This is a genomic window from Algoriphagus aquaeductus, from assembly GCF_003253485.1.
Lineage (GTDB): Bacteria > Bacteroidota > Bacteroidia > Cytophagales > Cyclobacteriaceae > Algoriphagus > Algoriphagus aquaeductus.
The window spans coordinates 177,224-202,654 of record NZ_QKTX01000002.1 but is presented as its reverse complement, the minus strand read 5'-3'; the positions used below and the strand labels follow the sequence as shown (position 1 = coordinate 202,654).

General features: G+C 45.4%; 23 protein-coding genes and 2 tRNA genes. 17 read left to right on the top strand and 8 right to left on the bottom strand.

The window, feature by feature from the left end; all coding sequences use genetic code 11:
• Positions 1-104 precede the first annotated feature (104 nt).
• The 4 genes from CLV31_RS03235 to CLV31_RS03220 all read left to right on the top strand — a co-directional run bounded on the left by CLV31_RS03235 (position 105) and on the right by CLV31_RS03220 (position 3,635).
• The gene (locus tag CLV31_RS03235) at positions 105-1,931 is read left to right on the top strand and encodes a tetratricopeptide repeat-containing sensor histidine kinase (RefSeq protein ID WP_181452561.1); all 1,827 of its coding nucleotides are present in this window, start codon (positions 105-107) and stop codon (positions 1,929-1,931) included.
• Between the two features lie 12 nt (positions 1,932-1,943).
• Complete coding sequence (locus CLV31_RS03230; RefSeq protein WP_111391441.1) at positions 1,944-2,594, top strand: response regulator transcription factor; 651 nt, start codon at positions 1,944-1,946, stop codon at positions 2,592-2,594.
• An 82-nt stretch (positions 2,595-2,676) separates the two neighbouring features.
• Positions 2,677-3,177, top strand: coding sequence for a type II RES/Xre toxin-antitoxin system antitoxin (gene parS, locus CLV31_RS03225; RefSeq protein ID WP_111391440.1), 501 nt, complete (start codon positions 2,677-2,679; stop codon positions 3,175-3,177).
• Entirely contained in the window at positions 3,177-3,635 is a 459-nt protein-coding gene (locus CLV31_RS03220) for an RES family NAD+ phosphorylase (RefSeq protein WP_111391439.1), read from the top strand. Before parS ends, CLV31_RS03220 begins: the two co-directional genes overlap by 1 nt.
• A 67-nt stretch (positions 3,636-3,702) precedes the next feature.
• Here CLV31_RS03220 and CLV31_RS03215 read toward each other — a convergent pair whose 3' ends face one another.
• The 4 genes from CLV31_RS03215 to CLV31_RS03200 form a co-directional block, all read right to left on the bottom strand.
• Positions 3,703-5,796, bottom strand: coding sequence for a protein-disulfide reductase DsbD family protein (locus tag CLV31_RS03215; protein WP_111391438.1), 2,094 nt, complete (start codon positions 5,794-5,796; stop codon positions 3,703-3,705).
• 88 nt (positions 5,797-5,884) lie between these two features.
• The gene (locus tag CLV31_RS03210; RefSeq protein ID WP_111391437.1) at positions 5,885-7,273 is read right to left on the bottom strand and encodes a dipeptidase; all 1,389 of its coding nucleotides are present in this window, start codon (positions 7,271-7,273) and stop codon (positions 5,885-5,887) included.
• A 146-nt stretch (positions 7,274-7,419) separates the two neighbouring features.
• Positions 7,420-7,743: a type II toxin-antitoxin system PemK/MazF family toxin gene (locus tag CLV31_RS03205; RefSeq protein WP_111391436.1), complete on the bottom strand. Its 324-nt coding sequence runs from the start codon at positions 7,741-7,743 to the stop codon at positions 7,420-7,422.
• Entirely contained in the window at positions 7,740-7,967 is a 228-nt protein-coding gene (locus CLV31_RS03200) for a DUF2281 domain-containing protein (RefSeq protein ID WP_111391435.1), read from the bottom strand. The genes CLV31_RS03205 and CLV31_RS03200 overlap by 4 nt, the downstream gene beginning before the upstream one ends.
• 95 nt (positions 7,968-8,062) lie before the next feature.
• Between CLV31_RS03200 and CLV31_RS03195 the strand changes: the two genes are divergently transcribed.
• From CLV31_RS03195 to CLV31_RS03185, 3 genes are all read left to right on the top strand, one after another.
• Entirely contained in the window at positions 8,063-9,037 is a 975-nt protein-coding gene (locus CLV31_RS03195) for an NADPH:quinone oxidoreductase family protein (RefSeq protein ID WP_111391434.1), read from the top strand.
• A gap of 210 nt (positions 9,038-9,247) precedes the next feature.
• Positions 9,248-10,393 (top strand): ATP-binding protein, encoded by a 1,146-nt coding sequence (locus tag CLV31_RS03190; RefSeq protein WP_111391433.1) that lies wholly within the window; start codon positions 9,248-9,250, stop codon positions 10,391-10,393.
• 68 nt (positions 10,394-10,461) lie between these two features.
• Positions 10,462-10,534: transfer RNA gene (locus tag CLV31_RS03185), tRNA-Gly, on the top strand.
• A gap of 131 nt (positions 10,535-10,665) precedes the next feature.
• On the opposite strand, the gene CLV31_RS03180 is transcribed toward CLV31_RS03185, so the two are convergent.
• Positions 10,666-10,740: transfer RNA gene (locus CLV31_RS03180), tRNA-Val, on the bottom strand.
• A 164-nt stretch (positions 10,741-10,904) separates the two neighbouring features.
• Entirely contained in the window at positions 10,905-13,721 is a 2,817-nt protein-coding gene (gene uvrA / locus CLV31_RS03175) for an excinuclease ABC subunit UvrA (protein WP_111391432.1), read from the bottom strand.
• A 241-nt stretch (positions 13,722-13,962) separates the two neighbouring features.
• On the opposite strand from uvrA, the gene pnuC reads away from it, so the two are divergent.
• The 4 genes from pnuC to CLV31_RS03155 all read left to right on the top strand — a co-directional run bounded on the left by pnuC (position 13,963) and on the right by CLV31_RS03155 (position 17,926).
• Entirely contained in the window at positions 13,963-14,580 is a 618-nt protein-coding gene (pnuC, locus tag CLV31_RS03170; protein ID WP_111391431.1) for a nicotinamide riboside transporter PnuC, read from the top strand.
• Positions 14,567-15,100: an AAA family ATPase gene (locus CLV31_RS03165; protein WP_111391430.1), complete on the top strand. Its 534-nt coding sequence runs from the start codon at positions 14,567-14,569 to the stop codon at positions 15,098-15,100. The genes pnuC and CLV31_RS03165 overlap by 14 nt, the downstream gene beginning before the upstream one ends.
• A 166-nt stretch (positions 15,101-15,266) precedes the next feature.
• Positions 15,267-16,310, top strand: coding sequence for a family 43 glycosylhydrolase (locus CLV31_RS03160; protein ID WP_111391429.1), 1,044 nt, complete (start codon positions 15,267-15,269; stop codon positions 16,308-16,310).
• Between the two features lie 77 nt (positions 16,311-16,387).
• Complete coding sequence (locus CLV31_RS03155; RefSeq protein ID WP_245943308.1) at positions 16,388-17,926, top strand: glycoside hydrolase family 43 protein; 1,539 nt, start codon at positions 16,388-16,390, stop codon at positions 17,924-17,926.
• 60 nt (positions 17,927-17,986) lie between these two features.
• Here CLV31_RS03155 and CLV31_RS03150 read toward each other — a convergent pair whose 3' ends face one another.
• Complete coding sequence (locus CLV31_RS03150) at positions 17,987-20,056, bottom strand: S9 family peptidase (protein WP_111391427.1); 2,070 nt, start codon at positions 20,054-20,056, stop codon at positions 17,987-17,989.
• 57 nt (positions 20,057-20,113) lie between these two features.
• Between CLV31_RS03150 and CLV31_RS03145 the strand changes: the two genes are divergently transcribed.
• From CLV31_RS03145 to CLV31_RS03120, 6 genes are all read left to right on the top strand, one after another.
• Positions 20,114-21,358 carry an alkaline phosphatase family protein gene (locus tag CLV31_RS03145; RefSeq protein WP_111391426.1) on the top strand — a complete coding sequence of 415 codons (1,245 nt, stop codon included), beginning with the start codon at positions 20,114-20,116 and terminating at the stop codon, positions 21,356-21,358.
• A 75-nt stretch (positions 21,359-21,433) separates the two neighbouring features.
• Positions 21,434-22,048 carry a c-type cytochrome gene (locus tag CLV31_RS03140; RefSeq protein WP_111391425.1) on the top strand — a complete coding sequence of 205 codons (615 nt, stop codon included), beginning with the start codon at positions 21,434-21,436 and terminating at the stop codon, positions 22,046-22,048.
• A gap of 148 nt (positions 22,049-22,196) precedes the next feature.
• On the top strand, positions 22,197-22,610 hold the full coding sequence (locus tag CLV31_RS03135) for a RidA family protein (protein WP_111391424.1): 414 nt from the start codon (positions 22,197-22,199) through the stop codon (positions 22,608-22,610).
• A gap of 2 nt (positions 22,611-22,612) precedes the next feature.
• Positions 22,613-23,305 carry a hypothetical protein gene (locus CLV31_RS03130; RefSeq protein ID WP_146250856.1) on the top strand — a complete coding sequence of 231 codons (693 nt, stop codon included), beginning with the start codon at positions 22,613-22,615 and terminating at the stop codon, positions 23,303-23,305.
• Between the two features lie 8 nt (positions 23,306-23,313).
• Entirely contained in the window at positions 23,314-23,748 is a 435-nt protein-coding gene (locus CLV31_RS03125; RefSeq protein ID WP_111391422.1) for a DUF4345 domain-containing protein, read from the top strand.
• Between the two features lie 137 nt (positions 23,749-23,885).
• Positions 23,886-24,428, top strand: coding sequence for a dihydrofolate reductase family protein (locus CLV31_RS03120; RefSeq protein WP_111391421.1), 543 nt, complete (start codon positions 23,886-23,888; stop codon positions 24,426-24,428).
• Between the two features lie 140 nt (positions 24,429-24,568).
• Here the strand turns inward: CLV31_RS03120 and CLV31_RS03115 are convergent, their stop codons facing one another.
• Positions 24,569-25,366: a glucose 1-dehydrogenase gene (locus tag CLV31_RS03115; protein ID WP_111391420.1), complete on the bottom strand. Its 798-nt coding sequence runs from the start codon at positions 25,364-25,366 to the stop codon at positions 24,569-24,571.
• Positions 25,367-25,431: the final 65 nt, after the last annotated feature.

The window sequence follows — 25,431 nt, the reverse complement described above, 5'->3', positions numbered from 1 at the left end:
TCCTTTGGGAGACAAAGGCCATTTTTTTATATTCAAATTACCCTTCGCCCGTTTCGATGCTTTTCCGATTTAGTCTGGTGCTGATTATTTTATTCTTTTCTTTCATGACGACTTTTTCTCAAGAGTCTGATTTGAAAACGTATTTGGGGAAAATGTACACTCAAGTTGATTCTTCAGATTACTTTTTAGAGACAGCAAAATCCCGATTGAAATCTCAGGCAGACAGTGGTATTTACTTTTATTTTTTAGCAGAATCAAAAAACCTTCGTCTCCAAAATCAAGAAGCTATCAGGGCATTTAACCATGCGCTCCAGTTTATTGATTCCAAACAAAATCCTGAACTCATTTCCCTTTCTTATATCCGTCTGACCCGAATTTCTAAGAATACGGGACAGTTTGAACAAGCCTTGGATTTTTCACAAAAGGGCATTCAACATGCCCGAAGTTCATTAGACTCCAATTATTTGGGTTACCATCATCTGGACATTGCGGTAATCTATCATGATATGGAAGATTATGTACAGGGAATTGACTATGGCAAAAGGGCCTTACAAATTTTGAATTCTTATACCAAGGCAAATCCTACCTATAAGGCCTTTGCACTTAACAGCATTGCTATCAATTTTGATGACTGGAATAAGCCGGACAGTGCTTTATTTTATCATTACCAGATTTTAGAAGACTTGGAAATTCTGGACAGCCTTCGGGTGATTTTCACTTTCAACAATATTGGCAATACTCTTTTGAAGCAGAAGAAATTTGAAGAATCCAGAAAGTGGATTGAGATTGCTCTGGGATTGAATAGAAAGGGGGGCTCACCTGCCTATGGCTTAGCAACTAATTTCACCAATTTAGCCACCATAGCCTACAATTTGGGAAATTTCAAAGAGTCGAGACAATGGTTGGATAGTGCGGCCATTTATGTGAAGAAAAGCGAATCTGTGGAAAAAAAGAGGGACTACCTCTATGAGGAGTTTCAATATTTCAAAAAACTAGGAGAGTCGGCAAAAGCAATTTCCTTCTTGGAAGAATATGCTGCATTGAAGGATTCGATTTTTAAGGAGGAACGGGTTAAGCTCATGGGTGAACTGGAAACCCGCTATGAAGTCGAAACTAAGGAGCTAGAACTTGCTCAGTCCAGAGCTGCTTTGGCGGAAAACGAATTAATTGTAAAAAATCGAAATAATCAGCTTTTGTTGCTCCTTTTGGCACTTTTGATCATTTTAGGTTCCTCATTTTTCATTTATTACAGACAGAAAAATAAAAACCTTCAACTCGAGCAAGAAGCAAAACTGCAAGCTATCTATGCCGAACAGGAAACTCAGAAGAAGCTCGCTGAACAACGTAATCGTATCTCCTCTGATCTCCATGATAATATCGGTGCTCAGCTTACTTTTATAGTTTCCTCGCTGAATCAATTGAAGTTTGGAAACTTAACCAAAGATCAATTGGGTGAGAAAATTGACCGGATCTCCAGCTTTACGGTCGATACGGTCAATGAACTCAGAGATACCATCTGGGCGATGAACAAGGACGCCATTTCAGTAGAAGACCTTCAACTTAGGTTGGCCGGATTGATTCAGAAGGCTCAAGAGTCCTGTCCTCAGATTCAGTTTGAACTAAAGATCGATGAAGGTGTCACACCACAGCTCCATCTCAATTCGCTCGAAGGGGTTAATCTCTATCGAATAGCTCAGGAGGCGCTTAACAATGCCATTAAGCATGCTGAGGCAGGAAAAATTGAGATTTTCATCACCCAAGAAAATGAAGCCGATATCTGCCTGTCTGTAATGGATAATGGTAAGGGCTTTGATGAAAAAAATCCGGATGGAAATGGCATGAACACCATGCGCACCCGTGCAGAACGTATTGGAAAAGAATTGAAAATCGATTCACAGGAAGGTTCAGGTACTTTTATCAGTGTATGCTAAAATGATCTTTGTATGAAAATAAAAATCGCGATCGCTGAGGATAACAGTTTTTTGCTCAAAGCTGTACGGGATAAGCTTGCAATTTATCCTGATCTGGAGCTGAAGTTTTGGGCAATGAATGGAGTGGAGCTATTGGAAAAACTCGAACAAGACCCCAATGTCCACCTCATCCTGATGGATATCGAGATGCCCAAAATGAATGGCATCGATGCTGTGGAAAAAGTGGCTCAAAAATACCCCCAGATCAAGATGATCATGCTGACTGTCTTTGATAATGACGAACATATTTTCAAGGCGATCCAAGCTGGCGCGCATGGGTATTTTTTGAAAGAGGTCGATCCTCCTGCCCTTCATCAAGGCATTTTGGATACTCTAGAAGGCGGCGCTGCGATGACTCCTTCCATCGCGATGAAGGCCCTTAAGCTCCTTCGCAACCCGCCTAATTTTGAAGACACCAAGGAAGAAATCAATCTTACCACTCGGGAAATAGAGATACTCGAACAAACCGCCAAGGGGCTCAACTATCATCAGATTGGAGAAAATCTGTTCATTTCCCCGAAAACTGTACGCAAGCATATCGAAAATATCTACGCCAAACTCCAAGTGCATAATAAGATGGAAGCTGTCCAAAAGGCAGTGAAAAATCGAATCATTGAAGGGTAATTATTTAAGATTGGATAAAAAATGAATAGAAGGAAATCATTTTTGGAAAAATGTCGTAAATTAAAAGACAAATTTCTAAGCTATGAGTGATTCAGACTATATCCAACTAAATTCCGTAGCCGAGGAGATGGCTACTTATGTCACGAGTCTTCCTCGCTATTCAAAATATCCAACGCTACATGGGGTTCCTTTGAGACGATTTTTCACAGACAGGATGATGGTCGTAGATGTGATCCGTCAGGGGATTCCTAATCCGCTATTTATGTCGATCAAGGAATTGACCCCATTTTCTGATCAGGAGTGGTCGGATTTTTTGGATATTTCTCTGAAGTCTCTGCAGCGCTACAAGAAAGAATCGGATTACGTCTTTCGCTCGATTCATTCCGAGAAGATCATCGAGCTGATGGAGGTGACGGTTGTTGGCTTGGAGGTTTTTGATACTGCGGAGGATTTTGCAGCTTGGCTTAATGCCAGCAGTCATGCCCTCGGGAATCGACGTCCGATCGAGTTACTGAGGGACTCTTACGGCAAAGAATTGGTGCTCAGCGAGCTACAGCGGATCGATCAGGGTGTTTTTGTCTGATGCGGGTTTTTCGACTGATTCGGAAAAAGTATGGAATAGAACTGTCCGGAAAGGGTGCTGCTCTCTGTGGTAACCGATGGAATTCCAAAGGAACAGAGTTGATTTATTGTGCAGACAGTCGGGCTTTGGCCATGGCCGAGGTGGCGGTTCACCTTTCCTTATCCATTTTGCCAAAAGACTATGTGATGGTGGAGATTGATATCCCGAGTTACGTTTCGATCGCTAGCCTTTCCAAGGAAGATTTACCTGTCAATTGGAGTAGTTTTCCGCAAGTTTTGGATACACAGCAAATTGGCGATGCATTTGTAGCCGAGCGGAAAAACTGTGTTCTGAAAATACCTTCAGCCGTGGTTCCGGGTGATTTTAACTTTTTGATCAATCCACAACACCCGGATTTCTCAGCGATCCAAATTGTCGGTCAGGAAGATTTTCCTTTTGATTCTAGACTTTTTCAATGATCAATTTTCAATAACCAAAACTCAATTTTCAAGGAAAAAAAATTGAAAATTGACCATTGAGTTTGATTCATTGTCTTTGCTCATTGAATATTTTCTTCGCCTCATCCAAAAACTCCACAAACGCCGCTATATCCGTATTGTATCCCCTTGGCTTAGCTACAAGTTGCTCATTGTGGTCTAAAATGACATAATACGGCTGGGCGTTGTTGTTGAATCGGGTGATCTGGAAATCGGCGTTTTGCTTGCCGAGTGTTTTTTTCACTTTGCCGTCATAGCTTGAGGTGTACCACTCGCTTTCCGGAAGTTCCAGCCGTTCGTCGATGTACAGAGCGACCATGACAAAGTCCTCTTTCAGCCGCTTCAACACCTGCGGATCGACCCAGACATTTTCTTCCATCTTTCGGCAATTCACACAGCCATGTCCGGTAAAGTCGATCAAAAGAGGCTTCCCTTCCAGCTTGGCTGCGGCCAAAGCTTGTTCGTAGTCGAAATAGCCCGGAATTCCGTGGGGAATTTTCAGGCGATCAGCGTATTTGATCACTTCGGTGGAAGTAGACGGCATTTCCCCTGAAGCGATGCCACCTTCAATTTTAAATTGTTGCGTAGTGATCGGAGGCAGATAACCGCTGAGAATTTTGAGCGGAGCGCCCCAAAGTCCAGGAATCATGTGAACCACAAAAGCAAAAGTCAGCAATGCCAACAGCAATCTAGGTACGCCGATGTGGTCGAGCTTGGAATCGTGGGGTAAGCGGATTTTTCCCAACAGGTAAAGTCCCAAAGCCGAGAAGATCACAATCCAGATCGCCAGGAAGATATCCCGATCCAAAATTCCCCAGTGGTAAACCAAGTCAGCAATGGAGAGGAATTTGAAGGCCAAGGCCAATTCCAAAAAGCCCAAGACCACTTTGACGGTATTCAGCCAACCGCCAGATTTTGGGAGACGCTGCATCCACTCCGGGAAAATCGCAAACAAGGTAAACGGAATTGCAAAAGCCAAACCAAAAGAAAACATACCCAAAACCGGTTTGACCAGTTCGCCGCCCGCAGAGGAAATCAGGATAGAACCCACAATAGGCCCGGTGCAGGAAAAGGAAACCAAAACCAAGGTAAAGGCCATAAAGAATACGCCACCTAGTCCTCCTTTTTCGGCTTTCGCATCGATCTTATTGACAAAGCTCGAAGGCAAGGTCAGTTCAAACATGCCCAAAAACGCCAAGGCAAAAACAATGAAAATCAGAAAGAAAAACACGTTTGGAATCCAGTGGGTAGCCAGCCAATTGGCAAATTCAGGCCCTTGAATCGCTGCCACAGCTGTTCCGGCAATGGTGTAAATCGCGATGATGGAAATCCCATAAATAAAGGCTTGACGGATTCCTTCTGAGCGCTTTTTGGATCGTCCGGTAAAAAAGCTAACCGTCATCGGAATCATCGGAAACACGCAAGGTGTAATCAATGCAGCCAATCCTGCCAGAAAAGCCAAAACCATAAAACCCAAAAGCGATTCGGTTTCCCCCTCGGCTGTAAAGTCTTGAGGCTCGGGAATGACTTCTGATTCGGTTTCTGCCAAAGCAAACGGGGATTCTGGTGCAATCGAATCTTGGGAAATGGCTTCTGTTATTACTTCAGCTTCTTCAGAAATCACTTCTTCTGTTGCCGATTGTGGCTTAAGTGATCCTTCCTTTGCCGTGAACTTAATCTCTATGTCCTGCTCGTAATTGATGCATTGCCCGGTAAGGTCAGAGCACATTTGGTATTCCAGTGAACCTTTTACAGTTCCAGATGTGGCATTGATCGTGATGGGCTGCTCAAATCGCCCTTTTCCCATAAAGTAGGTCACATCCCCTTCCCAGACTTCGTCAAACTTCTTTTTCGGATTGATGGCTTTGAGTTTGGATGCTACGGCAAAATCTCCAGATGCGGCCGGTACAAACTCAGTCAAAAGCGGGCCCAAATCTTTGTCAAAATCGTTGGAATAAACATACCAACCCATGGGAATCTCCGCCTCCAGGATCACCGTGGCTTTTTCTCCTACTTGCAGATCCTTTGGTTCAAGAGTAAAGGTCCACTTGGGTGGCTTTACCAATTGAGCTTGGGCAAGAAAGGAGATCAAAAGAAAAACCGGAAGCAGGAGCTTGCCGACTTTTTTGGGAGCGAGGGTCATGCAATGTTGGGATTTACTCTGGCAAACAGGGATTTAGGTCTTGGGGTTCGAAATTAAACCCTTTGGAAATAGCTTTTGGCGACTTTGATCACTTTCCGCTGAGCTTTCTGAAGTGTCTGAAGAATGCCGCAATGGTCTCGATGCCGATAAAGTAGTTTTTCACGCCATAATGCTCGTTCGGAGAGTGAAGCGCATCGGTATCCAAGCCAAAGCCGAACAGAATCGGATCGCTACCCAATTCTTTTTGGAACAAAGCCACAATCGGAATCGAGCCGCCTTCCCGAGTTGGAATCGGTCTTTTTCCGAAGGTTTCTTCCATCGCTGCTTCTGCTGCTTGATAGCCGATTGATGAATCTGAGACTACTGCAGGAGCTCCGCCATGGTGGGCTTTGACCTTTACTTTGACGGATTTTGGCGCATTGGCTTTGAAATGAGACTCGAAAAGCTGCGCAATCTCATGCCAATCCTGATCCGGAACTAATCGCATGGAGATTTTGGCGTAGGCCTTCGAAGGCAAAACGGTCTTCGCTCCTTCTCCGGTATATCCACCCCAAATTCCATTGACATCCAAGGTCGGACGGATACCCACGCGTTCGATGGTGGTGAAGCCCTTTTCCCCATGGACATCGTCAATATCGAGTTTTCCTTTGTATTCATTAAGGTCAAAAGGTGCCTCATTCAGTCGCTGACGCTGCTGAGCAGTCAGTTCCTGGACTTTGTCATAAAATCCCGGAATGGTGATGTGCTCATTTTCATCCTTCATGGAAGCGATCATTTTGCAAAGCACATTGATCGGGTTGGCGACAGCACCTCCGTAGGTCCCGGAGTGGAGGTCCCGATTCGAACCGGTCACTTCGACTTCCATGTAAGCCATTCCTCGAAGTCCAACTGTGATGGAGGGATCCTGCATACTGATCATGTGCGTATCGGAAATCAAAATCACATCGGCTTTTAGTCGCTCCTTGTTTTCCAAAACGAACTTGTCCAAGTTGTCCGAACCCACTTCTTCTTCCCCTTCGATCATGAACTTGACATTGCAGGGCAAATCTCCGGAAGCCATCATGGCTTCGAAAGCCTTGATGTGCATGTAGAATTGGCCTTTGTCATCGGCAGATCCCCGGGCAAAAATGGCTCCCTCGGGATGATTCGGCGTGTTTTTGATGACAGGTTCGAAAGGCGGAGAGTCCCAAAGCTCATACGGATCTGCCGGCTGTACGTCGTAGTGGCCGTAGACAAGGACGGTTGGCAGTGCCGGATCGATGATTTTTTCCCCATAAACAATAGGATAGCCTGCTGTTTCGCAGATTTCAGCGACATCGGCTCCGGCTTTTTCCAGGGATTTTTTAACAAACTGAGCTGCTGCAAAGACATCATTTTTGAATTTGGGATCGGCGCTGACGGAAGGAATGCGAAGGAGTTCCAAGAGTTCGTTGAGGAAACGGTCTTTGTTGTTGGCGATAAAAGCAGCTACGGACATATTTGGGTGTTTTAGGTTTCTAAAGGCCTCAAAATTATTCCTTTCGGGAGGATTTGCCTAGGAATTTTTGATTTTACCGCAAAGGCGCCGAGGTCGCAAAGAATAATGCTTAAGGAGAAAAAGTTTAAGCTGAATATCAGGTTAATTCAAGGCTTAATATTGAACAGATCAATCAAGCATTGGTCCACATCATATAACTCTTTTTGGGATAATTCCCCCAACTTGCCCAAAATTAGGTCTTTACTTATCGTTGCCATTTTACTAAGTCTAACAAGCGATTTCACTTTTATGCCGTTTAGTAAAGACGGGAATAAAACGATGTCATGGTTTGAGGACCATTTGATTTGAGAGGTGATAAAAGAAACGGTTACATCTAATTCGTTGGAAAATAATACTAGAGCAGGTCGATTTTTAGTTCCTGTCAAATCAGAAAAGGGAAATGGAATTAGTATCAAATCGCCTTTCTTCACTTGTACTTTTCTTTAAGGTCTTCCTCAGAATAAATCTCCTCGTCATCTTCCAAAAAATCGAAAGATTTGTACTCAGAAACCATTTTTTGAATTCCTTCGGTTAGGATCTGATTGTCAATTTTGAATAGTAAAAACTCAGCAAAGTCAGAGACTTCTTTCACTTTCTGATCTGGTAATTGTTCCAAATGCTGAAGAGTCTTTTGGATTAGGCTTTCCCGAGTCATTTCTTGAATTTTTGATAATAACCGAAATTAAAAAGAAATTGGTTTACTATAAGTTATAAGTAGCACATTCTTGCCTTCGTGGCAAAAATCAAACTATGAAAGCACTACTCTGTACCCAATTTGGCCTGCCGGAAACCTTGTCGGTAAAGGAAATTCCAGACCCCAGTCCTGCCTCAAATCAAATCCTGATCGCTGTCGAAGCCTGCGGGGTTAATTTTCCCGATGTGCTGATTATTCAAAACAAGTATCAGTTTAAGCCGGAGCTGCCTTTTGCACCTGGGGGTGAAGTGGCTGGGAAAATCATCGGGATGGGTGAGCAAGTTCAGGGATTTCAGCTTGGTCAGCCGGTTTTGGCACTCTGTGGTTGGGGAGGATTTGCTGAGAAGGTCGTGGTGGATGCTGATCGGGTTTTTCCATTGCCTCCTGGGCTTTCTGCCGAGGTTGCCGCCACTACCCTTTACACCTATGGCACTTCGTACCATTCGCTAAAAGACCGAGCAAATCTCCAAGCCGGAGAAACTTTGCTGGTGCTGGGTGCGGCAGGCGGAGTAGGTTTAGCCGCAGTGGAGTTGGGAAAAGTAATGGGTGCAAAAGTCATTGCAGCCGCTTCTTCCGAGGAAAAGCTTGCCCTCTGCAGGGAAAAAGGTGCAGATCTCACCATCAATTACGAAACCGAAGATCTCAAAACCCGCATCAAGGAACTCACCGGTGGCAAAGGTGTGGATGTGGTCTATGATCCCGTTGGGGGAAAATTCACCGAATCGGCACTCCGGGGCATGGCTTGGAAAGGTCGCTACCTGATTGTGGGCTTTGCCAACGGGGAAATCCCGCAAATCCCTATGAACTTGCCTTTGCTCAAAGGCTGCTCGATAATGGGGGTGTTTTGGGGACAGTTTTCCAAAGTGGAAGCAAAGGCGAGTTTCCAGAATATCCGCCAACTCGTGGCCTGGATTCAGGAAGGAAAAATCAAACAGCATATCGGGAGGACCTATTCATTGGAAGAAGCTCCCGAAGCCTTGCAGGCCATCTTGGATCGGAAGATGCTGGGAAAGGGTGTTGTTGTTATTTGATTGTAAAACTTTCCCGCAGATAGGCGCAGATTTCTTTCGCTGATCTCCGCGGATTTTATCAGCGAAAATCTGTGGGAAACACATTTATTCAAAAAAATTTACCATGAAAATCGTAAATCAAACTTTCGATTTTCATGGTAAAATGATTTGATTTGACTTTTAATCTTTCTACTTTTACCATGAAATCCGTAAATCAAACTTTCGATTTTCATGGTAAAAGATCGTAATATTTTCCCTCTTTTGCAGGAATATCTTTCCATTTTCCCAGCTGTAGGCCTGTTGGGTCCTAGGCAGGTGGGTAAGACTACCTTGGTCAAAAACCTGAAACTCGAAAAAGAAAGCCTTTACCTCGATCTGGAAAAAGCCTCCGATCGGGCCAAATTGGTCGATGCCGAGCTTTTCCTAAAAGCTCATGCGGACAAAACGGTGATTCTCGATGAGATTCAACTCATGCCGGAACTTTTTGCGGAGCTTCGGAGCCTGATCGACGAGCAGCGGGAAGCCGGACGGTTTATTTTGTTGGGTTCGGCTTCTCCGGATCTGATTCGGAAAAGTGCAGACTCTTTGGCTGGCCGGATTGGGTATTTGGAGCTGACGCCATTTTACCTTGGAGAGATTGAGGTTGACGAACTCGAGAAACTATGGATTCGGGGCGGTTTTCCGCTTTCCTTTTTGGCCAAAAGCGAACGTGAGTCTCAGCTTTGGAGGCAAAATTTCATCAAGACCTATCTGGAGCGTGACTTGGCCCAAATCGGATTGAGCACTGATCCACGACTGGTAGAACGCTTTTGGATGATGCTGGCCAATGCGCAAGGAGGAATCTGGAATGCGGAAAGTTTTGCCAAAGCACTCGGTATCACCCGCCCGACAGTCAACCGATACCTTGAGTTTTTGGAAGGGTCGTTTATGGTGCGGGTTTTGGCACCTTTTCATCACAATATCAAGAAGCGGCTGGTCAAATCGCCCAAGGTATTTATCCGAGATACGGGTTTGCTGCATTCTCTGACAGGTGTAACCAGCATGGATTCCCTGATCAATCAGCTGCTGGTTGGACCAAGTTGGGAGGGGTTCGTGATCGAGCAGATCATTGCCACGCTCAGGGAGGACTATGAGTACTACTTCTACCGAACCCATCAGGGCGCAGAGTGTGACTTGCTTTTGGTGAAAAACGGGGTAGTCAAAACGGCCATCGAGATCAAAAACACCCTTTCGCCCAAGCTCAGCAAAGGCATGCAGATCAGCATGGAGGATACCGGAGCTGAAAATGGGGTGATTATCTGTCGGATTGCAGACAGTTATCCCCTATCGGAAAAGGTTAGGGCAGTGGGACTGAGGGAGTTTTTGAAGGAAGTATAGCCACGAAGTCACAAAGACTCTAAGTTTTTACTACAAATTTCCCTTAAATTTGATTTTAAGGCTAAAAGGCGGGTGTAGCTCAGTTGGTAGAGCGTCAGCTTCCCAAGCTGAAGGTCGTGAGTTCGAGACTCATTACCCGCTCAAGATTCTGGAGTCATGTTTGAAAGGCGTGACTCTTTTTTTTTAGTCGAGTTTTTGGGTCGGAATTAAAGGTCTTAAAAAGAAAAAAGGCACAAAATCTTCGCGACTTTGTGCCTTAGTGGCTAAATCAGTGGAATCTAAGGGATTCGAACCCATGACCTCTGCTCTGTCAAAGCAGCGCTCTAAACCAGCTGAGCTAAGATTCCAATTTTCAGTTTTTTCAATTCAGTAGCTTAATCAAGTTGAATTAGACTTCTAGACCTTCCCGTTATCCAACGGGACGTTCTAAACCAGCTGAGCTAAGATTCCAAATTGTGTTTGCGAATATAGATAACCCTCCAAGGGTTCGCAACCCTTGGAGGGTTTTTACTTAGAGAAAACTCTCCCTCACATACTTCGCCGTGTAATTTTCCCCCTCATTGGCCAAATCCTCAGGCGTACCGGCAAAGGTCAAGTAACCTCCTTTGTTTCCTCCCTCGGGACCCAAATCAATCACCCAATCGGCTGACTTGATCACCTCGGTATTGTGCTCAATGATGATAACTGAGTGACCTTGATCGATCAGCGCATTGATGCTATGCAGGAGCTTGCTGATGTCATGGAAATGAAGTCCGGTAGTGGGTTCATCGAAGATGAAGAGGATATGATCTCCGGTTTTGGTTCCGCCTTTTCCCAGGAAAGAAGCGAGTTTCACCCGCTGGGCTTCTCCTCCGGACAATGTATTAGAACTTTGGCCCATGCCGATATAGCCCAATCCAACTTCCTGAAGGGGTTGGAGGCGGTTGATGATTTGGGTTTTTCCTTTGAAAAACTCCAAAGCTTCGTCGATGGTCATGTCCAGGACTTCGGAGATGTCCTTTTCCTTGTATTTGACCTCGAGGATTTCATTTTTGAAGCGTTTGCCTTTGCAGGATTCGCAGGTCAGGTGGATATCTGCCATAAATTGCATTTCCACGGTGATGGTGCCTTCGCCCTGACAGGCCTCGCATCGCCCTCCGTCCACATTGAAGGAGAAAAAAGCAGGTTTGTACCCTCGTTGCTTGGAAAGGGGCTGCTCTGAAAAGAGGTTTCGGATAGCATCGTAAGCCTTCACATAGGTTACCGGATTAGAACGGGAAGACTTGCCGATCGGATCCTGATCCACAAATTCCACCTGGGTAACCCGCTTGTAGTCCCCTTCAATCTTGTCGTATTTTCCACCCTCGTCTATCACAGTGCCGAGCATTTTTCCCAAAGCAGGATAGAGCACTTTTTTGATCAAGGTGGATTTACCCGAACCGGAAACTCCCGTAACGACGGTGAGCGTATTGAGCGGAAACTGGACAGTTAGGTTTTTCAGGTTGTTTTCACGGGCACCTTTGACGGTGATGGAATCTTTCCACTTTCGATTGCCTGTTTTGATGAAAATCTTCTCTTCGCCCCGTAGGTATTTGGCCGTGTAAGTGGTGCCGCTTGCGATCAAGTCTTCGATTTTTCCCTGGAAAAGCAATTCTCCTCCTTTCACTCCTGCATCTGGGCCTATGTCAATGATCTGATCAGAGGCCTTCATGACTTTTTCCTCATGCTCCACCACGATGACCGTGTTGCCTAGATTTTTGAGTTCTTTCAGTACTCCAACCAAGCGATCGGTATCTCTCGGGTGAAGTCCGATGCTGGGTTCGTCGAGGATGTACATCGATCCGACCAGCGCCGAACCCAAAGAAGTAGCCAATTTGATTCGCTGATATTCTCCTCCGGAAAGTGTAGAGGTCAGCCGGTTAAGTGTCAAATAACCCAATCCCACCTGATCCATAAATTCCAGTCGGCTCGTGATTTCCTTCAGCAGTCGGTTGGCTACCTTGGCTTCGTGCTCGGCAAGCTGGAGATTTCTGAAGAATGCCAAAGCATCTTCAATCGGCATCAGCACGAGATCTGTGATGGATTTTCCATCAATTTTGACGTAGCTGGCATCTTTGCGCAGGCGGGTTCCACGACAATCCGGACAGGTGGTTCGTCCACGGAATCGGGACAGCATCACCCGGTATTGGATTTTGTAGGTTTTGCTTTCCAGATCTTCGAAAAAGGCATTCAACCCTTCGAAGTATTTATTTCCAGTCCAGAGCAATTCCTGCTCTTTTTCTGTAAGCTCATTGTAGGATCTATGAATCGGAAAATCGAATTCGATCCCTTTTTTCAACAGCGGTTCCAGCCATTGTTTGCTGGATTCTCCCCGCCAAGGTGCGATCGCTCCTTCATAAACCGAAAGTTCTTTATCCGGAATCACCAAATCCCGATCAATTCCCAAGACATTTCCGAATCCTTCGCATCGCTTGCAGGCTCCATAGGGATTGTTGAAGGAGAAAAAGTTGACCGAAGGAAGCTCGAAGCTCATTCCGTCCAGTTCGAATCGGTCTGAAAAAGATCTGGTTTCCACATCCGGAACGGTGATTTTGCAGTCGCCATGTCCTTCAAAAAGAGCTGTTTGGACCGAATCGGCTATGCGGAACTGATTGTCTTCGTCGTCTTTACGGACGGTGGCGCGGTCGATTAGGATTTCGTAGTTGCCTTTGGGGACTTTCTTTTCCCCCAAAAGATCCTCGACGAAATAGACTTCTCCATCGATCAGGATTCGGGTGTAGCCTTTTTGCAGCAACAGCTCCAATTCTTGCTCGATTTTTCTTCCTCTGCCTACCTGAAGCGGACAGGAAATCATGACTTTGGCTCCCTTTTCAAAGGAAAGCACATAATCGACGATATCGGTGACGGTGTGGTGCTTGACTTCTTTACCAGAAATAGGCGAAAACGTTTTGCCCACCCGGGCAAAAAGTAATTTGAGGTAATCGTAAATCTCGGTAGTCGTGCCGACGGTGGAGCGTGGATTTTTGGTGCTGACTTTTTGCTGAATGGCGATCGCAGGAGCTACGCCTTTGATGTATTCCACATCGGGCTTTTCCATCCGACCGAGGAATTGGCGAGCGTAAGAGCTCAAGCTTTCCACATACATGCGCTGTCCTTCGGCAAAGAGCGTATCGAATGCCAAGGAAGATTTGCCCGAACCTGAAAGTCCGGTGACGACCACAAACTGGTTTCTGGGTATGGCAACGCTCAGGCTTTTGAGGTTATTGACCTTAGCGTTTTTGATAATGATGAATTCTTTGGGATCGAGGGAATCGATGTCGATTTTAGCGGGTAAAGTGCTTAAAGTCATAGCTGGCAAAGTTAGCAATCAAACCCGGCAAGTGGGAGAAAAGTTGCGGATTTGACGTGGTTGTTTCACCGCGAAGTCCAGAAGAAGATTGGCCACAAAGTCGCCAAGGCTCTAAGTTTGATTCTTTTGAAAATGTATCTAATACATACTTCAAAGTAAATTTGAGAACCTTTGGGCTTCTTAGTGTTCTTTGTGGCAGCGAAACATTGGTGGCTAGAAAACAAATCCCTTAATTCGGGCCATGGATTTTCAATTTCTCCTCGACGGATTTGCCGAAGGCTTGCAAAATATGACCTGGCTGGAGGCGGTGGCGGTATTTTTTGGGATTGCCTCAGTGTTTTATTCCATGCGGGAACATATTTGGGTGTATCCCACGGGAATTGTTTCCACGCTGATTTATGTCTGGATTTGTTTTGAATATAAACTCTACGCCGATATGGGCATCAATGCCTACTATTTCAGCATGTCTATTTACGGCTGGTATGTGTGGACGCATCCTAAAGAAAATCAGGAAGTCCTTCCTGTGACTTGGCTGGATGGAAAAGGCTGGATGATTTCGGCTGCCCTATTTGCGGCTTCCTACCCTACTTTGGTCTTTGTCCTGAGTAAGTTTACAGACAGCGATGTGCCCTATTGGGATTCATTTACCACGGCTTCTGCCTTTGTAGGTATGTGGCTGATGGCCAAAAAGAAGGTGGAAAACTGGATTTTTTGGATCATTACGGATTTGGTTTCCGTGCCTTTGTATTTCTACAAAGGCTTGGTGTTAACCTCATTTCAGTTTTTGTTTTTTACTGTCCTAGCTACCATGGGCCTTTTTGCTTGGATCAAATCAGCCAAAACCTATGCAAAAGCCTAAGCGCATATTGATTTTGGGTCCGGAATCTACGGGGAAAAGTACCTTGGCGGAAGATTTGGCCCATCACTTTGGAGAACCTTGGGTACCTGAGTTTGCCCGGGAATATTTGGAAAAAATAGACCGACCTTATCGATTTGAAGATCTGGTAGAAATCGGAAAAGGCCAGGTATTGCTTGAGGATCAACAGGCCGAAAAGGCCAAGAACTTTCTTTTTTGCGACACAGATCTACGAGTTATCCATATATGGTCGGAGCATCGGTTTGGGAAGACAGACCCTTGGGTATTGGGAGAAATCAATCGCCGAACCTATGATTTGATTTTGTTGACAGATACCGATTTGCCTTGGGAGCCCGATCCGCTGCGGGAATATCCGGAATTAGAAATGCGAAAGTATTTTTTTGAGAAATATTTAAAACTAGCACAGGAAAGCGGTTTTCCTTTTTGGACAGTTTCCGGGAATCGGGAGGCAAGGATGAAAATGGCTTTGACGGCCCTGAAAAAAATTGAATCCCAAAGTTGAATCAAGATTTGCCAATCGTTGATTTTTTTGAGGGAAAAAGCAGATTCTTCTTAGATTGAGTTTAGGTGGGATTTTCCTTATTCCTTATTAGATAATACAAAATGGAAGAAAAGTCCGAATTATTGACTTTGCCTCACTGACTCAATACCTCTTTCGATCCTTTGCCATGCTGCATTTGCCTGTATTTTATCTTTCACTGTTTCTGAATTATCAAAGTCCCGGGACTTCACTTTTGGAATCAAAAACGCTGATTCCTTCAGATACCGCCTTTTTCCAAAATCCTGTGTTTGAACCTGTTTTGGCAGATCCTTCAGTGCTGAGATTTGGGGAATATTTCTATGCATACGGGACAGAGGATAATTGGGGCGAAGAAGGTGGGTATCATCTGGTGCCGATCATCAGATCCAGGGATTTGGTCCATTGGGAGTTTGTCAGAGATGCCTTTGAAAAAAAGCCGAATTGGAAGCCGAAAGGAGGAATCTGGGCTCCGGATGTGACTGAGGTAGACGGAAGCTTTGTGATGTATTATTCCTTTTCTACTTGGGGTGATCCCAATCCGGGAATCGGGGTTGCTAAAGCAAAAAGTCCAGAAGGTCCATTCGAGGATTTGGGATCCGTTTTTGATTCTCAGGAGATTGGAGTTGCCAATTCCATAGATCCTTTTTACTGGGAAGAAGACGGGAAAAAATACTTGATTTGGGGAAGTTTTCATGGTTTGTTCCTTACTGAATTGAATCCGGAGGGGACAAAGGCTCAGGGTCCAAAGGTTCAGCTGGCCGGGAATCATTTGGAGGCAGCGTATATCCACTTTCGGCAAGGATTCTACTATCTTTTTGGATCTGCCGGAACCTGCTGCGAGGGAGAAAAAAGTACCTATCGAGTTCTGGTAGGGAGATCTAAATCACTTTTGGGACCTTATTTGGATTCGGCGGGAAACCCTCTGATGGATGGCAAGTCAGGGGAACTGGTTTTACATGGAAATTCCCAAGTAACCGGTGTGGCCGGTCCAGGGCATAATGCGGAAATAATTACAGATAAGGCGGGGAATAGTTGGATTCTTTACCATGGCATGGAGCTCAGCAAACCCAAGCTTGCAAACGGGACAAACCGCAGGGCTTTGTTTCTGGATCTTTTGCGTTGGAAAGAAGGCTGGCCCTTTGTGGAAAAACTGGAACCAAGTACCGGTAGACGGTCTGCACCAGTTTTTTAATAAATCCGAATCTCCACGGGTAAACCGTTTTCAGATCACGGCCTGGATTAAGCTTCAAAAATGAATACTACATGATTATGACTAAGAAACCTTCTTTAGCCTTTTTACTCTTGCTTTTGATGACTTTGAGCTGGACACCGGTATTTTCCCAAAGCCTGGTTATCCAAAATCCCGTTTTGCCGGGCGACAGGCCGGATCCCACTTTGATCAGGGTAGGAGAATATTATTATGCATCCGCCACTTCCAACGAATGGGCGCCGCTTTTTCCCATCTTTAAGTCCAATGACTTGATCCGTTGGGAGGTGGTGAACTACGTTTTTCCGGATGGGGCTCCCGACTGGGCCAAAAACAACTTTTGGGCACCCGAGCTTTCCTATGATGAAAAGAAAGGAAAGATTTATGCCTATTACACTGCCCGGGACAAATCTTCCAATCGGCTCAGTGTAGCCGTGGCAAGTGCCGATTCTCCCGAGGGAAAATTCCGGGATCATGGTCCTTTGGTGGCACAGGAACTTGGCTCCATTGATGCCTTTGAGACCAGAGACGAAAACGGAAAGCTGTATCTCCTTTGGAAGGAAGATGGAAATAGCCGGGGAAAAAAGACACCGATATGGGCCCAGGAAATCAATGAAGACCGAACCCAACTTTTGGGTGAAAAAACATTGCTTTTCGAAAATGATCAAGATTGGGAGGGGAATCTGGTGGAAGGAGTGGCGATTTTTTGCAAAAACGGTTATTTCTACGCCACCTATTCAGCTCGGGGTTGTTGCGAAATTGACTGTGATTATGTCACAGGCGTAGCAAGAAGCAAGTCGCTTTTAGGTCCTTGGGAAAAGTATGAACGCAATCCGATTCAAGTGGATAATGCCCACTGGAAATGTCCCGGTCACGGGACTGTGATAGAAAACGATAAGGAATTCTATATGCTTTATCATGCCTACAATACTGAAGGAAGCGTGTACGTGGGTAGGCAGGGGGTTTTGGAAAAAATCCATTGGACCGAGGACTTATGGCCGATTTTGACCGATGAGGCTGGCTATGATAAAGCTGCGAGTTCCCTGGATTTTAGGGATGATTTTTCCAAGGGCCTGGATCCCATCTGGCAATGGAGAGTGACGCAGAAAATCAAGCACAGAACGGATCAAAATGGCTTGCATCTCCAAGCATCAGAGGAAAATGAAGCCTTGGGTACATTGCTTGTTCAGGGAACCAAATCTCTCGATTATCAGTACGAGGCGGTTCTCACTTCTGACCCAAAAGCAGAAGCGGGCTTGGCCTTGATTGGTGGAGCATCCAATCGATTTGGTGCTCCTGTGGCTGGAATTGGGATTTCGGTGGTTGGTAATAAACTGACACTTTGGGAAAGCATTGACCGGGAGAGAAGAGAAATCCATATTCAGGAAGTCTCAGCAAATCCAGTCAGGTTGGTGCTTCAAATCCAGGACGGGTATCGCATGCAGGCAAAAGTTGAGGTTAACGGGAAACTACAGGATTTTGGACAGGAGCAGGATACCCGACATCTCGTTCCCTGGGGAATGGGATTTAGATTGGGACTTGTCTCAAAAGGGCCATCGGATTCTTATGGGCATTTTCAAGCCGTAAAAATCTCCTATTAATAAGTCTTTATTACTTGAGAATTGCAGGTTATCCACATAAAATTTATGTGGATAACCTTCCTATTTCGCCAAAGAATGTTTTGTTATGAATTGGTAAGTGGCATCAAAAGCTTTCACCCAATTTTGGTGTAAAAGGAAAGCATGTACCTCGTCCGGAAAGACCAATTGCTCGACTTCAACTCCCTGTTTACGAAGCACTTCAGCCAACTCTACGCTTTCCGAAAAGAGCACATTCCGATCATCGTCTCCATGGATTAAGAGTACCGGATCTACCCACTTATCCACATAGGCCATAGGGGAAGATTTGAATGCGAGTTCGGCCATTTTTGGGAACTTCTCCGGAGCATACCAAGGGGCAAAAACGGGAATGTCATTGTTCCAATTGTGTACGCCATGGATATCCACACCTACATGGAATTTCTCAGGGGCCTGAGAAAGGGCATGCGCTGTCAGATAGCCTCCATAGCTTCCTCCCCAAGGTGCAATTCTTGACGGATCGACATCCGATCGGGCTGCCAGAAAATCTGCAGCAGCCAACACGTCCTGCACTTCGCTGGCACCTCCGGCCCCGTAATTTTCCTCCTCCCGGAAATCCATTCCATAGCCGATCCCGCTGCGGTAATTGATGGTCAAAGCGATGTAGCCCTGAGAAGCGAAAAACTGCTGTGCGCCATAGGTATGCGAATAGTAAAGCCCATAATTGTAGCCCAAGAGCATTTGTCTTCTACTGCCTCCATGGATAAAGATGACTGCCGGATATTTCTTTTTGGGATCGTAATTGGCTGGAAGGAAAAGTTGGGCAGACGTTTCAAAACCGTCTTTTGCCTTGATTTTCACCGGTTCGGGTTTGCTGAGCGTTTTGGGGAAATTGGTAGGAAAATAAGATTCCGCCAGCATCTTCTTTTTTCCATCCGTTTGGATCATCGGCCAACCAGGGCGGTTCCAGTTGGATTCCAGCCAAGCCAATCCATTTTCTACCCGCACCGGAGCCCAATTGATGGTTTGCGGATCGGATAGGAGTTGCAGGTCAAATGTGGATAAGTCCAGTCGGGAAACCTGTCTTCGGTCGATGTTACCCATATTATGGGTTACTAAGAGTTCGTTTTTGGTAAAGGAGCTTTGCACCCATTCCACTTGTCCTTCGCCGGGAGTTAGGTGACGTACTGCCTTTGTTTGAGGATTGATCGCATAGAGTTGCATCCAATTGTTCTTTTCCCAAGGAAAAACCAAAGAACCGTTTGGGGTCCACCAAAGGCGTTCGCTGATGGCCGGTAAATCATCTACCATGACTGAACCCCGACCCGGATCTGCTTTCCAAACTTCCTCGGCTTTCATGGTCGCAATATCCAAAACCCGAATGCTCCAAGGATTGGCTTCTTTGATGGAGGTGAAAGGCAAAAGATTTAAAATGTTTGGAATTCTGAGGTAGGCCAGTTTTTTCCCGTCAGGGCTCCAGGTCGGATAAGAATCAAAATCAAGACTCGCTTCGGGATATTTCAATTCCTTTTTCTCCAAATCCCAAATACCCACAAAGGAATGGTCACCTCGTCCCGAAACAAAGGCGAGGTATTTTCCATCCGGAGAAAATGAGAGCATGGAAGCACTGCCTCTCGCGGTGAAAAGTTGCTTGACGGAATCAGTGGTATCTGAGCTTGCTTTGAGATAAACCGAACCTCCAATCAAATAAGCGACTTGTTCTCCATTTGGGCTGAAAACAGGCGAAGTCCCGGGAGCGAACCAGCTGGACTTTCCGCTTTCCAAATCCAATTTGAAAATCTTCTTATCCGTATTTTCCTGCAATTGTGCCGGATTGGCAGGCTGGCCGCTTGAATTCCTTCCATTGCCACGGACGAAAAGCAGGGTTTTTCCATCCGGAGAAAAAACCACAGGGCCAAGATCCACCCCGATGTCTCCTTTATATTCTGTCAGTTTTTTAGCTTCGTAGTCAGGTGCTTTGGCGTAGAAAACATTTCGTTCGCCTTTATCATTGAACACCCAAGCCACTGCTTTTCCATCGGGAGCAGCAGTCATGTAAGTGGGAAAAGGAGCAGAAATGTAATCGGCCACGGATTGTGCCTTGACCTGCATTGCCAACAGAATCAAGATGGAGGCAAAAAGGATCTTTCTCATAAGGTTGGGGTTTGGTAAAAGGTACAAATTCCGCGTTATTTCCAAAAAGTAATTCTAATGGAAAGCTCTGTTCTGTTTCGGTTTTTGCTGTTTTCAGTCATCCATCTCTGGGCGCTTCCGATTTTTTCTCAGGAGAAAAAATTGGTTTTTATCATTTTGGACGGTATTCCTGCTTCGGAATTGGAGCGGGCCGAAACCCCAAATCTGGACCAAATTGCGGGGATCGGTGGCTATGCCCGGGCTTTTACCGGAGGAATAAAAGAGGGCTATTCCCAGACCCCAACCATCTCAGCGGTCGGTTACAATTCGTTATTAACCGGTACTTGGGCCAATAAACACAATGTCTGGGGAAATGGAATCGAAGCTCCGAATTACCATTATTGGACGATTTTCCGCTTTTTGAAAGAAGCCCGACCGGATGCCAAAACAGCTATTTTTTCCACTTGGCAGGACAACCGGACCAAGCTTTTGGGGGAGAGTCTGGCAGAGACCAACTTTCTGAAATTGGATAAATCATTCGATGGCCTGGAGCTGGACACGCTGACTTATCCACATGATGAAGACCATCTGTATATCCGGGATATTGACCAAAAAGTAGCCGAAAATGCCGCTGACTATCTACGTGATGCTGGTCCTGATTTGAGTTGGGTGTATTTGCAGTTTACCGACGATATGGGGCACCGCCATGGGAAAAGTGCCCAGCTTGACGAAGCCATCCGGCTGGCAGATGCGCAAGTTGGCAAAGTCTGGGAAGCGGTGCAGTATAGACAAATGGAATACGGAGAAGATTGGATGATCTGGATTACCACCGATCATGGCCGCAAGGAACCTGAGGGCAAAGATCACGGAGGACAATCGGACTCCGAACGGGAAATCTGGATGGTCACTAATGCCAAAAATCTCAATGAGCGATTTTATTCCGGCAAAGCTGCCATGGTGGATATTTTGCCTTCTTTTCTTCGTTTTTTCAATTTGGTGGTAAAGGAGGAACGAGAAGCTGAGCTGGACGGAGTTTCGCTGATTGGGAACATCTCAATCGAAAATGCAGACCTGTCAGGCAAAAAGAAAAATCAAAAAGTGGTCTGGAGGCCTGTGGATGACTCCGAAAAGGTCAGCATCTACTGGAGTCCGACCCATCATTTTTCAAAGGGTGGTTTTGATGAATATATGCTTTTAGGAGAAGTGGGCGCTGCAACAGGTTCTTATGATTTGCCCCTGTGGATTTCGAAGAAAAAGTTTTTCAAGATTTTGATCGTAGGGGAGCGTAATTCTTTGAATGTATGGAAGCTGAGTAAAAAATAATCCCAGGCCGGATTACTTTCATGCAACCTGCCAAAGTTTTTTTCCATCTCTTGGGAAATTCAAATCCCAAGTTTTATGCAAAATCAAATCAAACTTTTCTTAAGCTCCATCTGCCTGCTTGGAGCTTTAGCAGCTTGCCAATCTCCAGCCGAAAAATCGGATTCTTCAAAATCAGAATTTCAGGAACCTGCCCTCACTGAATTTGCGAGCAAAGCAGCACTCGGAGAGCATTTGGTCACCATCGCCGGATGCCACGATTGCCATACTCCTAAAAAAATGGGCCCTTTGGGTCCGGAATTGGATATGGATCGCGCCTTGTCTGGCCATCCGGCCTTGCAGCCACTCCCGGATTTAGATCGAAAGGATTTGGAGTCCAAGGGCGTTGCGGCTACCCAAGGCCTGACTGCTTGGATCGGTCCATGGGGCGTTTCTTTTGCTTCCAATATTACCTCAGACGCTACCGGAATAGGCAATTGGACAGAGGAACAGTTTTTCATTGCACTTCGGGAGGGAAAATCCAAAGGCATCGCTTCCAATCGGCAGATGCTTCCTCCCATGCCTTATGAGATGTTTCGGCATATGACGGATGAGGAGATCAAGGCCATTTTTGCTTTCCTCAAAAGTACCCGCCCCGTGGACAATGTCGTGCCTGAGCCACTGCCTCCATTAAGTGCACCGCCTCAACCATAAAAAAGTAAACTTTATATAAGATCGAATCGAGCAAGACTAAAAAGTCACACACCGGAATGCCCCGATAATATCGGGGAAACCTTGCGAGATTCTCCCGATGAAAAATCGGGACAGGCTATGTGGCAAATGAAAATCAAATCATAAACATATGAAAGCTAGGCTTTTAACTATTGCATTTCTTCTCTTCTCTATGGTGGCTTTTGCTCAGCAGAAAACCCTCCATTACAATGAAGCGGTTGAAAAAGAATGGAATTACGCGCAGGTTTATCGATCAGGGAATCTACTTTTTCTTTCAGGCGTCACTGCAAAAGGAACTATGGAAGAATCCGTGACGCACGTATATAGAATCCTGCAAATGACTCTGGACAAGTATGGACTGGATAAAACCCATGTTGTCAAAGAAGGTCTTTTCACCCGTGATATGGAAGCCATGAAAAAGGCTCAGCCGATCCGGAAAAAGTTTTACGGGGACCATAGTCCTGCGAGTACTTGGGTTCAAATTGACCGGCTATTTGAAGAAAACTATATGCTGGAGGTAGAATGGATCGTCGAAATAGAATAACAATGAAATCCTTAAAACTCACTTTTCTCGCATTTTTGGCAATCTGTTTTAGTCTCAGTGCACAGCAACTGCAGCAACCGCTTGAAGAAATTCCATTTTCCAACAAGGGCTACGTTTTGTTGAAATCCGGCGAGGTGGTCGAAGGCACTATCCGATCGACCACGAGCGGCCGTGGCATCAACCAAGTCAAAATGGAAGATGCTCACGGGATAAAACATACCCTAAAAGCAGCCGAAATCCAAGAGTTTGCCGTGGCCATGAATGGTGCCGTGAGATTGCAGTATTTCTCTGAGCGAGGGTCATCGGTCAAAAAACTATTTTCCAAAGACCAGCCCACCGCCATGCCAAAGGACTTTATTGTCTTTCGTAATACCAGTATCAATGGGGAAAAGGAATTGCTGCTCCAGTTACTCAATCCGGATTTTGATACTGTTTTTGAGGTGTACTATGATCCTTTTGCCAGAAAAACCACTGCTCTTGAAGGCGATTGGATTACCTGGACCGGAGACAAGCATAGAGCCTATTTTATTTCCAAACAGGGTGGCCCGCTTGTTAAAGTCAAAAAGGGAAATTATACCAAAGCTTTCGCCACTTTATTTGGGGATTGTTCCCACCTGGCAGGGCTTCGCAAACCAAAACTTATGGATATGGAAAAGCATATCCTCTATTACCAAAACTATTGTGTGTTTAATTGAACAGAAAAATGAAAGATGTAAAAAAATGGGTCATCGCTACCCGATTATATTTAGGGTTTTCATTGCTATCCCTGCTTTCCGTGAGCATGATGGCACTATTTGATCCCCAATCTGTCATGGATTTGGTAGGAGTTAAATTAACCAATACCGATGCGTTGAGCTCTATTCGCGGGGTATATGGAGGTGTAGGAATTACGATTTGTCTCAGTATTCTCTATTTGCTGATCAGGCATCCGGAGAAAGGCGCGGGCTTCTTGAGCATTTTTTGGGGTGCTTATGCGTTTTCGCGTTTGATTACCCTGATATCTGATGGCCCTCTTGGGGATTTTGGAAACCAATGGCTGCTAATCGAGTCAATCATGGCGGTGATAGGTTTGGCACTTTGGGTTCAGCTCAACTCCCGCCGTCGAAAGCAAAAGTTGGTTTTTCAACCTGGATTTTGAGTCGTTTGAGTTTGTACCGGACTAATTACCGCCTGAATTTTTTTCGGGCGGTATTTGTCGTTTTATCCAAATGTAAAACTGAACCAGGCCCGCATACTTTTCAGTTTTCAAGCACATTCTTTATCCAAACTAATACTATGACTAGAAAAACAATCCTTTACATCGCAGCCAGTGTGGATGGGTATATTGCAAAGCCCGGAGATCGCCTTGACTTCTTGGATGCGGTTGCCCGAGAAGGGGAAGATTATGGATATTCTGCCTTTTATGACCAGGTCGATACGGTCATTGTGGGAAAACGAACCTACGATTGGGTGCTGGCTCAAATGGGAGACTTTCCCCACCAAGGAAAAGAAACCTATGTATTGACCAGACAAAATCTTGATTCGATCGGCACTGTCCAATTCTATTCTGGAGAGCTTTCAGACTTGGTTTCGAGCCTTAAATCCAAAGCTGGCAAGCATATTTTTATCGATGGAGGCGCGCAGACCGCCCACAGGTTTTTGAAAAATGAATTGTTGGATGAGGTGATCATTTCATTTATACCAGTGCTTTTGGGAGTAGGGATTCGCCTTTTTCAGGAAGGATTTCCCGAGCAACAATTGGAATTGTTGAGCTCAAAAAGTTATCCTTCAGGATTGGTGCAGGTTCATTATCGGGTGATCCGGCGAAAAATCAACTGATTTTACCATCAATTATTTAAAAAAAAAGAAGGCTAAAGCCACATGTAAGCCCTATCCTAGTCCCAAAAGAGGTAGACCAGAGGATTTTGCCGGTTTGTGGCTTTAGCCAATTAAGAAAAAAGTCAAGAATTAGGACGGCATCATTCCGGTTTTGCCTCAGATCCCGCCAAAATTCCCCCGTCCACATTGAGCTCAATTCCGGTTACATATCGGGATTCGTCAGAAGCTAAATACAAAGCGGCATAAGCCACGTCCTCCGCATTTCCGAAATGACCCAAAGGAATTCCTGACTCGATGTCTTTGATGATTTTTTCCCGGATCTCTCCCTCTCCCAGCATTGCATCCCATATCGGGGTCATGATCGCAGCCGGATGGATGGAATTGCAACGAATGTTGTAGCCTTTTTCCGCACAAAGTAGCGCCACGGATTTGGTATGGTTTCTTACCGCTGCTTTGCTAGCCGCATAGGCAGCTGCACCGGGTATCCCCACTATTCCGCTTCTGGAGGAGATGTTAATGATGGTTCCCTTACCTTTTCGCTTCATCAGCGGGATGGCGTATTTGCACCCTAGGACAGTTCCGTTGAGATTGACGCGCATTACTTCCTCAAAAGATTCCATGTCCGGATTTTCGGCATCGAATGGTCCTTTGGTTTCCATAAAACCAGTGATACCTGCATTATTTACCAGAATGTCCAAGCCTCCAAATTCCAGCAGGAGTTTTTCATAGACCAACTGCCATTCCCCCTCATGTTTCACATCCAAGTGGGTATAGCAAGCCATCTCACCCAGTTCTTTTGCCAAAGCCTTGCCCTGTTCATCCCGAATATCGGATAGAATAACACGTGCACCTTCCCGATGAAATATTCGGGCGATACCTTCGCCAATTCCTCGAGCGGCACCGGTGATCAGGGCTATTTTGTTCTCTAATCGTCTCATTATGCTTTAAATTTAATTTTTTCAAAATCAGCTCAAAATTCAAGGTGAGTTTCAAGCCTACTCAT